The organism is Leptospira alexanderi serovar Manhao 3 str. L 60, from assembly GCF_000243815.2.
In the GTDB taxonomy this organism is placed as follows: domain Bacteria; phylum Spirochaetota; class Leptospiria; order Leptospirales; family Leptospiraceae; genus Leptospira; species Leptospira alexanderi.
The window spans coordinates 1-15000 of sequence record NZ_AHMT02000029.1 but is presented as its reverse complement, the minus strand read 5'-3'; the positions used below and the strand labels follow the sequence as shown (position 1 = coordinate 15000).

General features: G+C 39.2%; 11 protein-coding genes and 3 pseudogenes (1 of these 14 only partly in view). 9 read left to right on the top strand and 5 right to left on the bottom strand.

Annotated elements, in window-relative coordinates; genetic code table 11:
* Nucleotides 1-49, top strand: the end of a protein-coding gene (locus LEP1GSC062_RS09910) for a DUF1574 domain-containing protein (RefSeq protein ID WP_010578906.1). It extends 1022 nt beyond the left edge of the window; 49 of the gene's 1071 nt are visible here — the last part of the coding sequence; its start codon lies beyond the left edge, outside the window; the stop codon is at nucleotides 47-49.
* 207 nt (nucleotides 50-256) lie between these two features.
* On the opposite strand, the gene LEP1GSC062_RS09905 is transcribed toward LEP1GSC062_RS09910, so the two are convergent.
* From LEP1GSC062_RS09905 to LEP1GSC062_RS09895, 3 genes are all read right to left on the bottom strand, one after another.
* Nucleotides 257-988, bottom strand: coding sequence for an SIR2 family NAD-dependent protein deacylase (locus LEP1GSC062_RS09905; RefSeq protein WP_010578905.1), 732 nt, complete (start codon nucleotides 986-988; stop codon nucleotides 257-259).
* The gene (locus tag LEP1GSC062_RS09900; RefSeq protein ID WP_010578904.1) at nucleotides 985-1533 is read right to left on the bottom strand and encodes a DJ-1 family glyoxalase III; all 549 of its coding nucleotides are present in this window, start codon (nucleotides 1531-1533) and stop codon (nucleotides 985-987) included. The genes LEP1GSC062_RS09905 and LEP1GSC062_RS09900 overlap by 4 nt, the downstream gene beginning before the upstream one ends.
* A gap of 299 nt (nucleotides 1534-1832) precedes the next feature.
* Nucleotides 1833-2531, bottom strand: a complete 699-nt coding sequence (locus tag LEP1GSC062_RS09895; protein WP_010578903.1) for a queuosine precursor transporter — start codon at nucleotides 2529-2531, stop codon at nucleotides 1833-1835.
* 163 nt (nucleotides 2532-2694) lie between these two features.
* Here LEP1GSC062_RS09895 and LEP1GSC062_RS09890 point away from each other — a divergent pair, with 163 nt between their 5' ends.
* Together LEP1GSC062_RS09890 and LEP1GSC062_RS09885 are read left to right on the top strand one after the other, a co-directional pair.
* The gene (locus LEP1GSC062_RS09890) at nucleotides 2695-4323 is read left to right on the top strand and encodes a glycosyl hydrolase family 18 protein (RefSeq protein ID WP_020984159.1); all 1629 of its coding nucleotides are present in this window, start codon (nucleotides 2695-2697) and stop codon (nucleotides 4321-4323) included.
* A complete protein-coding gene (locus tag LEP1GSC062_RS09885) occupies nucleotides 4304-5248 on the top strand; it encodes an L-threonylcarbamoyladenylate synthase (RefSeq protein WP_020984146.1) in 945 nt (314 codons plus the stop codon). Before LEP1GSC062_RS09890 ends, LEP1GSC062_RS09885 begins: the two co-directional genes overlap by 20 nt.
* A gap of 376 nt (nucleotides 5249-5624) precedes the next feature.
* On the opposite strand, the gene sppA is transcribed toward LEP1GSC062_RS09885, so the two are convergent.
* Entirely contained in the window at nucleotides 5625-7379 is a 1755-nt protein-coding gene (gene sppA, locus LEP1GSC062_RS09880) for a signal peptide peptidase SppA (RefSeq protein WP_010578900.1), read from the bottom strand.
* Nucleotides 7380-7488: 109 nt separating this feature from the next.
* Between sppA and uvrA the strand changes: the two genes are divergently transcribed.
* From uvrA to LEP1GSC062_RS09850, 6 genes and pseudogenes are all read left to right on the top strand, one after another.
* Nucleotides 7489-10401 (top strand): excinuclease ABC subunit UvrA, encoded by a 2913-nt coding sequence (gene uvrA, locus LEP1GSC062_RS09875; protein ID WP_010578899.1) that lies wholly within the window; start codon nucleotides 7489-7491, stop codon nucleotides 10399-10401.
* 18 nt (nucleotides 10402-10419) lie between these two features.
* A complete protein-coding gene (locus LEP1GSC062_RS09870) occupies nucleotides 10420-11469 on the top strand; it encodes an acyl-CoA dehydrogenase family protein (RefSeq protein WP_020984176.1) in 1050 nt (349 codons plus the stop codon).
* 798 nt (nucleotides 11470-12267) lie between these two features.
* A complete protein-coding gene (locus tag LEP1GSC062_RS09865) occupies nucleotides 12268-13149 on the top strand; it encodes a S1/P1 nuclease (protein ID WP_010578898.1) in 882 nt (293 codons plus the stop codon).
* Between the two features lie 428 nt (nucleotides 13150-13577).
* Nucleotides 13578-13850 (top strand): annotated as a pseudogene (locus tag LEP1GSC062_RS09860) (capsid protein); the annotation flags it as partial.
* Between the two features lie 22 nt (nucleotides 13851-13872).
* Nucleotides 13873-14613: pseudogene (locus LEP1GSC062_RS09855) on the top strand (hypothetical protein).
* 42 nt (nucleotides 14614-14655) lie between these two features.
* A complete protein-coding gene (locus LEP1GSC062_RS09850) occupies nucleotides 14656-14811 on the top strand; it encodes an Rpn family recombination-promoting nuclease/putative transposase (protein ID WP_244265100.1) in 156 nt (51 codons plus the stop codon).
* On the opposite strand, the pseudogene LEP1GSC062_RS24715 reads toward LEP1GSC062_RS09850, so the two are convergent.
* A pseudogene (locus LEP1GSC062_RS24715) lies at nucleotides 14808-15000 on the bottom strand (IS630 family transposase); the annotation flags it as partial. The gene LEP1GSC062_RS09850 and the pseudogene LEP1GSC062_RS24715 overlap by 4 nt on opposite strands.

Below are 15000 nucleotides of genomic sequence, written 5' to 3'. Positions count from 1 at the left end.
TTGTTTTAACGATTACGCAGATTTTATCTTTCAAAGACTTCCAAAATGAATTCAGTACGATTTCATACAGCCGGTAATTTTCAAAATTAAAAACCGTACATTGATTTGAATTGAGAACCGTTGGGATTCTGAAATTTCAAACTAGAGGTGAATGTATTCACGGAGAGTTCATAATCGTTTAGGAGACTTTTAAAAGTTCATAGAATGTAATCTTTTATTGAATGAAAGAATTAAATCGACTCTTCCGTGTTTTAAATCACGCTACGATTTCCGAAATCAACTCAGGAAGAATTTCTCCCGTTTTTCCTTGAACAAAAAGATCTACGGAAGAAGAGAAAGAAGAACGTTCCGGATTGACTTCAATAAGAATGGAGCCTGAACGTTTTGCGACCTGAGTCAGATACACCGGCATGCTAACAAGACCGGAGGTTCCGAGAATCAGTAATAGGTCCGTATTTTCCATTCTTTGAATTGAAAAATTCAGTTTCTCTTGGTCGTAACTTTCACCGAACCAAACTACACCCGGTCTTAAAAAATTCCCGCAGAATTCACATTTAGGTGGAAGCAAGTTTTCCTCATTGAGGATTTTTTCGTTGGATTCTTGACCGCAGGATATACAACGATTGATAAAAATATTTCCATGCATTTCGACCAACTTCTTGGAGCCCGCACGGATATGAAGCCCGTCCACATTTTGCGTGACTAGAAAAAAATCGGTATGCATTTCCTCCAACTCTGCAAGTGCCAGATGTCCACGATTCGGTTGTTTGGTGTCGATAACGTTTCTTCTCCAAAGATACCATTCCCAAACTAACTGGGGATCCTTTTGAAAGGCTTGTGGAGTTGCTAAATCTTCGACTCGAAAATTTTTCCAAAGGCCGCCGCTTCCCCGAAACGTGGGAATTCCACTTTCGGCGGAAACGCCAGCTCCGGAAATCGCGGTGATTCTCTGAAATTTACCCTTATGTTTCGATATGAATTCTTTCATAAAGCAAGTTGAAGAGCGGATTTCACTTTCAACATAGATTCTTTCCCGCATAGGATTTTTACGAGTTCTAAAGAAAATTCGAAGGCAGAACCGGGACCGATGCTTGTAACGATCTTTCCGGAAATTTCCAACCGGGAACCAGTATAACCCGGCGTATCATCAGATACGATTCCCGGAAAGGCGGTAAAACGATCCTCAGTAGTTAGTATATTTTGATGTACTAATATACTAGGTGCAGCACAAATAGCACCGATCCATTTGTTCTCTTTTTTCGCTTCTTGGAGAAAATCGGCGATTTTGCGATCCGCTCCGAGAACCTTGGTTCCTCCGCCTCCGCCTGGAAGTACGATCATATCGAAGTTTTTTAAATTTACTGCATCTAAAGTTGTATCGGCTAAAAAACAAACTCCTCTGGAAGCCTTTATCGGTCCTTCCTTTAGGGAAGCACTCGTAACTTCCACCCCAGCTCTGCGGAGAATATCTACGATGATAACCGCTTCCATTTCTTCCATTCCTTCTGCGAACGGGACCAAAACCTTAGGCATATGCTTCTCCTTTAGAACAAAATATCGATCTCTGGATTACGTTCAAGTTTCAGAGGCAATTTGTAATAGAGTTGTTGAAAAATTCCATAGCTCGGATTCACAAAACTGCTTCAATCGTCCATTTCAATGAAATGGAAACAGACTCAAGAATTAATTTTTCAACAACTCTAATCATCTCCATTAAAATAACAAATATATAACGTAGGATCAATAATAGAAAATTCCCCAGGCTAAATAACAGATCAAAAGCAACCGAGCACTTCTAAGGAAAAAAGAGAATTTATCCAAACAAATTTCTATCAAAGAGATTCTGTGCCGGATCTTCCTTCTTTCATCGCAAATTCAATCATTTCTTCCGCTTCTTTGCCTAAATACCAATTGATACAACGATGCGCACCGTAAATCAGAGGAGTAATCGCAATCGCAACCCCACATTTATATATGAAGTTGTTCGTGGAGATCTGATTCAATTCTTGAAAACTGAGTTTGCCTCCGCCAAGCGCAATATAAATCACTACGAAAGAATCCACAAGCTGAGAAACGATCGTGGAACCAGTAGCTCGTAACCAAATATACTTGTTCTCGGTTTTAATTCTGAGAAAGTGAAAGATCTGGATATCAATCAATTGCCCGATCAAATACGCTACAATGGAACCGACGATGACCTTTCCCGAGTTTGAGAAGACTACATTGAAAGAATGGTTGTCCACCGGAGAATTGGGGGCCGCCGGAATCGACATGTCCAACATCAAAAGGAAGTAAGCCAGGAAGATCATCACCATTCCCAAAAGTGTGGTAAATCGAACTCCCTTTCTTCCATAGTATTCGTTGAGAAGATCGGTCACAATAAATGTAACCGGAAATGGTATTACACCCATCGTAAGAGTAAAACCAAAAGAAACAAAAAGTTTGGAACCTGTCACTTCGGCAAGGATCAAGAACGTCAAAAAGAAAGCATTTAGGATGATGAATAATTTCTGTGACTTAGAAAGAGGCATAAGCGGTTTTTTCCCTTTATCGCACGAATTCGTCAACTTGTAAAAAGAACCGTTTGACAACCCTCAATCCAATAAATCTCTGGAAGTGAATTTCAAATTCATCAACTTTAGGAAACTTCTTTATTTTCTTAGATTTCGATTCGATAATGAAATTGTAACACCGATGGCACACGAACAAGAAGACAAATACGATATTCCCGAAGACTTGATAAAACCGCTTTCCTTTCAAAAAGATTCAGAACCTAAGCATAAGATCTTACTTTACTCCTTTACTTGGTTTTTATTGTCCTCACTTTCCTTTTCCTTAGGGATTCATCTTCTCAAAAAGGGTGATTCCTCTTTTCCAGGGGAAAACGTTCGCGTGGGTTCTGTCGGAATCATAGACGAAATTCGAAATCTCTTCCCGATCCATAAAACAATAGATTCTTCCGAAACGGAAGATTCGTCTTCAAAATCGGAATCCAATTCGAGTTTCTTCTCATTTGGAAAAGACAATGATGCATCCGGGACTGAAGAAACTCTATTGTCAAAAGCGGATGAGAATTCTAATTTCCGCGCTTCCACTTGGTTTTCGGATTACGAAGCTATGAAGAAGACCGTACATCTTTACAATGAAATCCACCCGTTTATTTACGGAATGAAAGGTCGTGAAACAAACAACGGGGATCTTTATTCCAGTTGGGGAAGTTCTCAAAAACACGAACGTGTCGCAGAGTTACGTAAACTCAATCCGAACGTCAAGATCATTCCTACCATCTTTCGCTGGGAAAATAAGTACGAAAAAATTTCCGAAAACATCGGAATGAAGGGCCGCAACGATATTCGTGATAAACACCTCGCCAATATTCTTTACGAGCTGGATACATATGGTTACGACGGGATCGATATCGATTACGAAGGAATGAGTTGCGAGAAAAAAGAAAAATTCGAAGAATTCATTGTAATTCTTTCTCAGGAAATCCATAAACGTGGAAAAATTCTCTCCGTTGCTGTTCATCCGAAAACTCCGGCCAAAAGAGAATCCATGAAAGTCTGCAAAGGTCTAAAAGATAAAATCAAAATGGATTATGCGGAAAATTGGAGAGGACCTATGACTCATGATTATGCCTTCCTTGCTAAATACGCAGATCGCATTAAGATTATGGCATACGAATTGCATCCTAGAAAATATAGAAACCCGGGTCCGGGTCCGCAAGCACCAAACACCTGGATCAAAAGTATTATCGAATATGCGAAAGCAAGAGTTCCGTCTCGTCAGTTGTATATGGCCATTCCTACTTATGGATACGATTGGGCTTTAAATTGCAACTCGAAGATCAAATCGGTTTATTATCAGGATGCCGTTCGCAAAAGAGGACTGGGAATTCATAGACAACCGACTAATATCGATCAGATTCTCGCAAACACTAAGAATTCCGGTTCCTGGACAAATCTTTCCAAATTTTCCTGGGTTCATACTGGAAAAACTTATGAGGATCCAAGTATCTGGTATAAATCAGAAGGTTGTGATCGTGTCGCGTTTTACATGAACCGTAAAGCGTTCGAAGACAAGATGAATCTTTTAAGACAGTACGATTTGGGCGGATTCTCTTTCTGGCAATTGATCAGCGACAACGATCCCGGAATCAACGATTATCTAGAATTATTGGTTTCTAATAAACTTCCTCCTGTGGAAAAAGTGAAAGATCCCGTACAAGATCCGACTGCACCCGCCGCAGAACAAACCGTTCCGGAAGAAGCAAAAATGGATCGTCAGCATCATTCGGAGAAATTTGTCAGAAAACAAGGTTGATACTCTGATTACATACTCTCCTTTCGAAGCGGCAAAAATCCTGCTTGAAGGAGGGATCGTCGTTTTTCCCACAGAAACGGTTTACGGAATCGGAGCATCCGCGTTTGACTTCAAAGCCTGCAAGAAGATCTATGAAGTTAAAAACAGACCTTCTGATAATCCTCTCATCCTTCACGTAGAAAATCTTTCCTCCTTAAAAGCTTGCGGAAACGTCAGTGAGAAGGCCGACCTTGTATTTCAAAATTTTTCTCCCGGGCCTATCACCGGCATTTTTCCAAAGAGAAATCAAGATCTTTTTACCGCTGGTTTGAATACGGTTGCCCTACGAATTCCCTCCAATCCAACGGCACAGTTTTTTTTGAGTTTCTGCGGTATTCCAGTCGCCGCTCCCTCTGCGAATCTTTCCGGAAAACCATCCTTAACAAAAATTGAATATATTTTAGAAGAGTTTTCCGGTAAGGTAGACTGCATTTTAAGAGGAGAAGAACCAAAAATAGGAATCGAATCGACCGTAATCGACTTCAGCTCCGAACCTCCGGTTCTTCTTCGTCCTGGTTTTGTGGATCGAAACGATCTTCTGAAAATATTATTGGATCTTAAAGGAATCGAATTGTTTAATGAACTGAGAGAAGCGCCCAGAAGTCCGGGTCTTAAATATAGACATTATGCTCCCGCTTGCAAAGTCGTATTAAAAGATTCATTAAAGGGAATTTCGAGAGATTTTGCACAAATCGGTTTTCGCTTCGAATCGGAATCAATGTTTCAGATTTTGGTTTCTTCCAATGAAGAATATATGAAGTCCATTTACTCCTTTTTTGTGGAATGCGATCGTAAGGGAATTAAGGAAGCATGGTGTGAAATTCCCAAAGATGGAAATGGTAAAGAAGCATTAATCAATCGAATTTCAAAAGCCGCTTCGAAGTAGGCACTTGTTTCGGGAGTTTCGTAATGAAACGCAGTAGTTCCCACAGTTTACGTCGCCTTGTGTGGGTTATGTGCTTTGGGTCGGTCTTTTGCGTTATTCAATTCCGATAAAGTTCCTAATATATTAAAGGATTACACTCTTGCCAAATCAAACGAAAACCCTGAGATTATTTAACGTGAGCAGGGTCGTTAAGAAATTCAAGATTTATTTTTTTTGTAGGAAGTTTGAATTTGAACTTTGCAAATCTATTCTTAAAATGTGGGAACTATAACAAATCGCGATTTTAGGAACAAATTCTAAAAGTAGGGACTCCTACTTTTAGAAAATTCTTTCTCATTTGCTTACGACCCTGCTCACGTTATTTATGGTATAGAACTCAACCTTGATTCCAAAACGCGGATTGTAACAAGAACTCCACTTCCGTGCATTGAAATTTTCTTCTCAAGGGATCTATCATCTTGATGGAAGTAGATTGCAAAACTTCCGGGAAAAAAGAAGTGAAATTTCCACCCAATCGATTTACTAAAAATCCAGGCTTTAAAGATCTCAGAAAATTTTGAAATGTGAAAAGGGTAGGTAAATATCGAATCTCCAACCGTTGTGTTTTCAATTCTTGTTTAATATCTTCTAATAAACCCAAAAAGTCCGTGATGGAATCGATCATCTTTTCCTTTAAAAATTGGCTAGATGTGAAAACTCTTCCCTGACCGAATCGTTTATCCAAAGTCGAGATCGGAATTTTTCTCGCATCGGCGACTCGCTTATAAAAAAGTCCTTCGGATTCCTTGATTTCTTGCCTCATTAGTTTCCTGGATTCCGGACGAATCGGTCCATACTCGGAAAGAAGATCTCTGTATTTGTAAAAGCCGACTCTGTCCTTCGTCACTCCCAATTTGGAGTAAAAGTTTTTCAGATCCAAACGAAGAGAAAGGCTACCGATACTTCCAACAATTCCATACGGAGAAGAGTAAATTTTTGAAGCCCCGCAGGAAAGATAATAACCCCCACTTGCCGAAACGTTTTGTACATATGCGTAAACCGGTTTCTTCTTTTGTAATTTTAGAATTTCTTGATAGAGAAGTTCTGAAACAAAGGCCGAACCTCCGGGAGAATCCACCTCCAGAACGACCGCTTTTACGGAGGATTCGTCTCTCAGTTCCTTAAGCGCATTTCGAACTGCGTAATACGAAATTCCATCTGTTTTACCTTCCCCCTTGCCGATCGTATCGTGATGAATCGTTCCTTTGAGTGGAAGAACCGCTACGATCGGAGCCCTCTTCGGAAGTAGTTTAAAATTTCTTAATTTAGAAAAACGATATAAAGAAGAAAGAGTCAATTCTTTTGCGAGTGGTTTTTGATCTTCTTTTTCGTTTTCGTAGTTTAAATAAAGAAAATTTTCCTTAAAATCCTCTTCGTTTAGAAATCCGGTGACGAATTTTCTTTCCTTGAGCGTTTTTGCGGATAGAAAAGGTTCAGAAAAAGTTTTGAGTGCAAAGCCAGTATAACGTTTAAAAAGAGATTCCAAATCGTCCGTCATCTGTTTTAAGAGGAAGTTTAGATTCTCGCGCGCTTTCGGTGAGAATTTATCCCTTTGAAAGGATTCTCCGAAGGATTTATACGGCCCGCTTTGGAAAGTTTCCACTTTTACCCCCCATTTTTTGCCGGCATTTCCGAAAAAAAATGATTCTGTAGAAGGTAAAACGGGAAAGAATTCCGACGATTCCGAACTGAATCTTTCATTACAGATTCCTAAAAGAAACAAGGATTTGAGTCCGCCGGTAAGTGCAAATCCATCCAGAGTGACTCCGGATTCTTTCAGAATTAGTAATCTTTCCGCTATGCTTAAGACTTCACCGAATCCGTATTCCGGTTGCCGAATCAAAACCGAAACTTTTTTCAACCCGGGAACTTGAGAGAGTAGTTTGAGCTCTAACAGAAAATCCGTGAAAAAAGAATTTTCCTCTTTGGAGGAAAGTAATCTCATCAAAAAAGATTTACGATAGTTTGTAAATTCGGATGGAATTTCCAAAAAGTAGTGACGATTCGATAAGAATCGAAATCGAATCCAACGGATCAGTTGAAAAATGAGTCGGAACGGAATCAACACGATTTGGAGAAAATTTAGAAACATGACGCCAGTTTGAAAATTAGATTCCTCCTGAAAAAGAAGAATTTCTTTTAGGAAAGGAGTTTTCAGATTTTAGTACACCGTAAATTCTAAAAAGAGAGAGGGTATTTCATTGCAGGAAATTCGGATTCGCGGAGCAAGAGAACACAACCTTAAAAATATTAACGTGGATATTCCCAGAGATAAGCTTGTAGTTATTACGGGTTTATCCGGTTCCGGAAAATCTTCTCTCGCTTTTGACACGATCTATGCGGAAGGCCAGAGAAGATACGTAGAAAGTTTGTCTGCATATGCCAGACAATTTCTGGGCCAAATGGAAAAACCGGATCTAGATCTGATAGAAGGTCTTTCTCCCGCAATCTCCATCGAACAAAAAACCACTCACAGAAACCCAAGATCCACTGTCGGAACAGTTACAGAAATCTACGATTATCTCAGACTTTTATATGCAAGAGTGGGAAAACCTCATTGTCCAGAATGTGGAACTCCGATTCAATCCATGTCCGTCGATCAGATCACTGCACGGGTTCTTGCGTTTCCACAAGGAAGTAAACTACAGATTCTCGCACCTATCGTTGCGGGTAAAAAAGGAGAACACAAGGACGTCCTAGAAAAAATCCGTAAAGACGGCTTTAATCGGGTAAGAATCAACGGAGAGATACGAACTCTCGACGAGGAAATCGTACTCAAGAAAAATTTTAAGACCTCGATCGAAATCGTAGTCGACCGAATCGTGATGAAAGACGGAATCCGAAGTCGCCTGGCCGATTCGGTGGAAACCGCACTCAAACAATCCGAAGGACTCGTGATCTTGGACGATGGTTCTAAGGATCATATCCTTTCTCAGAAGATGGCTTGTCCGAACGGACATGATATCGGTTTTACCGAACTTTCTCCTCGAATGTTTTCCTTCAATTCTCCTTACGGAGCTTGTGAGACCTGCGACGGTTTGGGAAGTTTATTGGAATTTGACGAGGATCTTTTGGTCAATGATCCGGAACTTTCCTTGGTCGACGGTTGCATCGAGGCTTGGGCCGGTTCCAAGAGCAACGGCTTTTGGTTTATGGCGACTCTTAAGTCCTTATCCGATTCCTTAAAATTTAAGATGAACACTCCGTGGAAAGATCTTCCCGAAAAAACGAGACAAACCATTCTCTACGGAGATAAGAAGATTAAAATCGAATACGATTTTCGGGGAGCCAATTCCCATTATGAATTCACGAAAGAATACGAGGGTGTAATTCCCAATCTACAAAGAAGATACAAGGATACAAAATCGGATTCGATGCGGCAGTGGTTCGAATCCTATATGACCAACCATCCTTGTCCTTCCTGCAAAGGGAAACGTCTAAAACGGGAAAGCCTTTCCGTAAAGGTGCATAACGTTCCCGTGGATGAATTCACTTCTTATTCGATCGAAAAAGCTTTGCGCTTCGTCGAAAGCCTGAAAGTCACCGGAGCCGAAGAAGTGATCGCAAAACCGATTCTGAAGGAAATTCATCAGAGACTTTCCTTCTTAAACGACGTCGGAGTCGGTTATTTAACCCTGGAAAGAAGCGCTGGGTCCTTGTCGGGAGGAGAAGCGCAGCGTATCCGACTTGCGACTCAGATCGGTTCGAGACTGATGGGTGTTCTTTATATTCTGGACGAACCTTCCATCGGTCTGCATCAAAGAGACAATACAAAACTCATCTCCACTCTCAAAAATTTAAGAGATCTAGGAAACACGGTTCTTGTAGTCGAACACGATCACGAAACGATGGAAGAATCGGATTGGTTGATCGATATGGGACCGGGGGCAGGGGTTCATGGTGGTCAGATCGTTTGTGCGGGAACTCCCACGGACGTGGCCAAACACAAGGATTCGCTTACCGGTAAATATCTTTCCGGAAGAAGAAACGTTCCGATTCCGGCAAAACTCCGGGAAGGAAACGGAAACCAGCTTCAAATCATCGGAGCCAAAGAAAACAATCTCAAGAATATAGACGTAAACATTCCTTTAGGTAAGTTAGTCGTCATTACGGGTGTTTCCGGTTCCGGAAAGTCGACTCTCATCAACGATATTCTTTACAACGCCGCCGCTCACAAGGTAATGAAGATGAAAACCTTGGCGGGAAAACACAAGACGATCAAGGGTTTCGAAAATATCGACAAGATCATAAACATAGATCAATCTCCGATCGGAAGAACTCCCCGTTCCAATCCCGCGACATATACGGGACTTTTTACACCGATTCGGGAAATGTTTTCCAATCTCGAAGAAGCAAAACTGAGAGGTTACGGTCCGGGAAGATTCAGCTTCAACGTAAGCGGAGGACGCTGTGAAACTTGCGAAGGCGATGGGATTCTGAAAATAGAAATGCACTTTTTACCAGACGTATATGTGACCTGCGAAGTTTGCAAAGGAAAACGATACAATCAAGAAACATTAGAAGTTCGTTATAAAGGGAAGAATATATTCGACGTCCTTGAAATGACTGTAGAGGACGCGAATCAATTCTTCGAAAACATTCCCATCGTAAAAAGAAAATTGGAAACCCTTTTGGAAGTGGGATTAGGTTACATCCGGCTCGGGCAACCCGCGACCACGTTTTCAGGCGGAGAAGCCCAGAGAATCAAACTTGCCACGGAACTTTCCAAAAGACCTACAGGAAAAACCCTATACATTTTGGACGAACCGACAACAGGACTTCACTTTGAAGACGTTAGACATCTTTCCGAAGTCCTCCATACTCTCGTAGATCGAGGAAATTCCATGATCGTAATAGAACACAATCTAGATGTGATTAAACAAGCTGACTGGATTGTGGACATGGGACCCGAAGGAGGGGATGGGGGAGGGCTTGTCATAGCGGAAGGGATTCCGAAAGACGTGGCAAAAGTAAAAAATTCCTATACAGGTCAATATCTTAAGAAAGTCTTTGCATCCGAAAACGGTAAATCCCCTGTATCGAGCGGCCCTTCGAGTAAAAACGGAATACAGAAAAAAAACGCTCGGGAAACAAAACATAAAGTGAATCGTTAAAATATCCAACGAGGCATTATGAATCTGAAAGAATTCTTATCTTCTATTCCATCCGATGAATATAAAACCGTTTTTAGGGACGCACTTCCATACTTAGTGGAGGAAGGATACTTTGAAGCAATCGCTGGAGGTTCCTTTGAAACGTTTCACAAAAAAATCTATCAATTAGGCTCTTATCCGAGAGGAATTGGACTCGGAATCGCGATGATGGCGCAAACCAATGTAGCGGGAAGAGTTTTAAAATTTGTTTCAGACGGTTTTTTAAACGAAAACGGAACGACCCGAGTTTTTCAGAGAGAAGAAACAATCTCAATTGGCGCCAGACTCTTAAAGGAGATAAGTTCTGGGAAAGATATTATTTCCATGGGAGTCAGCGAATCAGGATGGAAAGGAAGAATTTCTAATATCGCCACTAAATATCGGATCGAAAATAATCGAATTATCCTGAGTCTATCCAAGTCTTTTCTAACGAATGGTGCAAACTGTAGCGGATTTTTGATCGTAGCGAAGTCACCTTCCGAAACATTCGACGTGATTTATATAGCCCGTGATTCTTACGGTCTTGAATTGGAAGTATTCGATCTAGAATACGCCAAAGAAGCAACTCACTGTAGGCTTAAAGGGAACAATTTGTCTCTTCCTTTGAAAAATTTATTCTTTTTTAACTATCAAAACTTTGCACCCGAAATCCATCTCTCAGAAATGTTATCTGCTTCAGCGCTTTTTTGCGGCTACGTGGATTTTATTCTAAAAACTCTTTTGAAAGAGAAAAAAGACGTAGACCCAAGAATCGCCGGGAAAATCATAGACATTCAACAATTATTATATTCAAAAGTTATTGATATATCCAAAAAAAAGGATCAAGATCCGAATTTTAAAATGGAGGGGATTCATCCTTACGGTTATGAAACGGCTTTGGATTTGATTTATTCCTGGCTTACGGATTTGGTAAGCGGAGTGGAATTATCCAACATGTTTCCGGACATAGGACTTTTTTATTCCATTCACCCAGGGAAAACCCCGATCTATCAAAAGAACATTCTAAAAAAGATAAGATCCTTACGTTAAAACAAGTTTTACTAACGGCAAGTGAAGAAAAGAATTAATTTTTCCTAAATTTTCAAGTTGAAACGCTTTTAAAACACAAAGCTCTAAACGAACCTTAAAAAAAATTGAAATCTTAAAACAGACAACTTTGAAAGTTGTTTGAGACAGACTTGGCGGAAGATAGGTTGATCAAAGTCCATCTTGGAACTCAAATCCGCATCTTATCGGATCTTCAAGTCGAAGTTCTTCCAATTGAAAGAAGTTTCTCCAAAATATCTTATGAGAATCATGATACATTTAAACCAACTTACCTGACATAGTTATCGCAGTGTCTTTTTAAACTGAAACACTGGCCCGACCACGAGAAATAGGCATCTTCAAATGAATTTTTGGTAATTTGCAGTCCTTACTACTCGGACGCATAAAAAGAATACTGTAATAAGTTTGTTTCAAAAGTTAGAATGTTAGATCTTCTTTAAAAAAGCCAACAATTCTGGATTCGGCGCAATTTTGTGAGGACTTCTATATCTCTGCAAAAATCGCTCGTTAATTGTACCATTTTCATACGTCCGAGTAGTAATTACCAGCTTCCTAAAAAGAATGTTTTAATTTTTTAATCAAAAAGATTTTCTTAGATAATCTTCCGAGGGAAATCCGTTGATTACAAAAATAATCAAAGCCTTCAAAGAATATTAAAATACATATTATTATTTTAATATTCTATTACTTAAGAAGCATAATACATATGTAATCTATTTTTAAATTTTACTTGTAATAAATTTAAAATTTTCAAAAATTTCACAAGGAAAAATGAATTCTATGAAAACAATCAATCATATAAAATTAGCGGTTTTGGCCATAATCATTTTATTAGGAAATTCAAATGTTTATGCCTGGGGACATCAGGGACACAGGGCAATTGGAATTATTGCGCAACATCTATTGGCTAATTCCAAAACATTTGAAGAAATCAATAACATTCTAGGAGGTTTAACTTTAGAAGAAATATCAACATGCCCTGATGAACTTAGAGTATTCCAATCTGCAAAGAAACCGATGAGCCCAGTTTGTAATCAAATTTTTACTAATCCCGAGCCGCCTACAAATACCGGTTCGTGGCATTTTATAGACACTCCCATTTCACAGTCCAATCCTACGCATGAAGATATAGTAAAGGCTTGCAAATCCGCTTGCGTACTCACTGAGATAGATAGATGGAGTAATATATTAGCAGATACTACTCAAACTAATGCAAAAAGATTACAGGCTCTTTCATTTGTTGTGCATTTTATTGGAGATATACACCAACCTTTGCATGTCGCGGAAAGGAATCATGATTTTGGCGGCAATAAAGTAAAAGTGAGGATCGGGAGATATCAGACTAACTTACACAGTTTCTGGGATACAAATTTAGTAAATTATATCAGTACAAATCCCATCTCAACGACTATCCTTCTAAAATCAGATATAGCCTTTGCACAAACTGAAGCACAAACAACTCCGGAAACCTGGGCGCTTCAAGGTTTTCAATTTGCTCGTAATGTCGCTTATGACGGAATTCCCATCGATTATTCTTCTGTCGTAAGGATTTCAAATACATATATCCAAAACGCTATGCCAGTAGTGAAACATCAGCTGGCAAGTGCAGGAGTCAGATTATCACAGCATCTCACTAAGATATTTTCAAGTCCCAGCAAGTAACATGAAAATGAAATATAAAAGAAACTTTAAATTTAATTCTAATATTTTTGGAAAAAAGAAGAAAAAAACAAAAAAAAGTTCTTCTTATTAAATAATAAAAGATTATGACTTCAAAGATATAGAAGTATTAATCAAAAGAAGAAACATTCGGTTCCATATTCGAAAAAAAGGTGAAACCTCTGTGAATGGGTATTAAAAAAATATTATACGTTTTGTGGGGTTAAAAGAACCACAAGTTGGCGCAAGTCGAGCCGGAACTATTCTAATCCATCCCGTTGGGAAAGGGAATCCGAAAATTATCTTGCATCTATTTATCTCATAAACTCAATCATTGAAAAAGAGGCATCCTCTTTTTCAATGATTACTAAAAACAAAAGAGATAAAATACCTTTTATTAACAAATTCTACGGAATTAAAATATGTAAGAATTAACCCCGGGAGTAGGAGGAGTTCCGGAAACGCGTTATGTGATTTTTCGGGAGACTACTCCAAATTCGAGTTTGATCTTATACATGAAAACTGTGGATAGGAATTTATTGGGGGCAGTTACGATCGTACAAGATTTAAACGAGGATTTACCCGGAACAACGATTATGGTTATGGGGGATTTTAATGCAAAATCTTCAAGTGACGAAACAAGAACCTTAATCTTGTCGGAGCTTCTACCTTATACAAAAACACTCTTTCCGTATGGCGCCGGGAGGTGATACACCGCATTTTTTTATGAATTACGAATCTCTTTACAAACAAGGTAAATTTCCAAAAACACAAAAGTTACTAAATACGATAGCACTAGCCGCTAAGGCATCATGGACACATAACGTATTATCCGCAAAACCTTCTTAGTGGGGTAAAATGGCAATGTCGAATAAGTCGGGCGGGGGTGGCGGAATATTAATCAAAGAAATCCCGGGAGGTTACAGAGTTTTTCATCCGAACAAAGGTAGATATAACTATATGACTGTGATCGAAAAAGGAAGACCAAGATATGATATGAGACCGGCTTTACTTAGAGGGAGTAGAGCTCGTATGGGAAAAAATGGACCCTATGTAATCGTCCCAATCACAAAAAACGAAGACGGAACTCCTCTATCTTTTGAAAAGAATACGATCAACTCAGTAATCATAAAAACGGGAAGTTTTAAGGAAGAAAACGCACACGGGCAATTAGTCACAAGAAACAAATACAAGTATAGACAAGATTCTTTAATGACAGGGAAAGGAGATATTTTTGTACGAGAACAAATCTACAAAAACGGACATGTACAAAGATCCCTTGTTAAATTTGTAGTAGTCAACGAAAGAAGCAGGGATTTTTTTCACCCTGTTATACCGGCGCAAAAGGTATTTAGTGGAGTCAAAGAAGACGTCAAAAAAGCACTTAAGTCCAAACTGTTAAAAAATGCGGTCGCTTTGGATGCTAAGGATTTAATCAAAGAACTAATTCGTAAAAAAAGAAAATGAATCTTTACAAATAGAAGAGTTGTATCCTTTATTTAAAATTACATGTCTGATATGACAAACCCTCATGATCGTTTAATCCGTGAAACTTTGCAGGATAAAGAGGATGCGATTTCATTTTTTAAAAATAGTTTGCCCGAAACCGTAATTGAACTTTTAGATTTAAACGGATTACTGATCCCTATAAAAATGAGTACCTAAATACCAGCTTGTCTCCAATAACTATCGAAACTGATTGTATTTGATTTCAATATACCTAAAGTAGATTTAGTTCTTTGAATCAATTGGCTAAGATTCTCCGGACAAAAATTAGCCATATAGTTTTCTTCCAACGACACCAGATATATTCTTGAGGATTTAACTCCGGAGCATAAGGAGGCAAAAATTCTA

Coding starts and splice junctions, on each gene's coding strand:
- LEP1GSC062_RS09905 (WP_010578905.1), bottom strand. CDS start 988: ATGAAAGAATTCATATCGAAACATAAGGGTAAATTTCAGAGAATCACC.
- LEP1GSC062_RS09900 (WP_010578904.1), bottom strand. CDS start 1,533: ATGCCTAAGGTTTTGGTCCCGTTCGCAGAAGGAATGGAAGAAATGGAA.
- LEP1GSC062_RS09895 (WP_010578903.1), bottom strand. CDS start 2,531: ATGCCTCTTTCTAAGTCACAGAAATTATTCATCATCCTAAATGCTTTC.
- LEP1GSC062_RS09890 (WP_020984159.1), top strand. CDS start 2,695: ATGGCACACGAACAAGAAGACAAATACGATATTCCCGAAGACTTGATA.
- sppA (WP_010578900.1), bottom strand. CDS start 7,379: ATGTTTCTAAATTTTCTCCAAATCGTGTTGATTCCGTTCCGACTCATT.
- LEP1GSC062_RS09870 (WP_020984176.1), top strand. CDS start 10,420: ATGAATCTGAAAGAATTCTTATCTTCTATTCCATCCGATGAATATAAA.
- LEP1GSC062_RS09865 (WP_010578898.1), top strand. CDS start 12,268: ATGAAAACAATCAATCATATAAAATTAGCGGTTTTGGCCATAATCATT.
- LEP1GSC062_RS09850 (WP_244265100.1), top strand. CDS start 14,656: ATGTCTGATATGACAAACCCTCATGATCGTTTAATCCGTGAAACTTTG.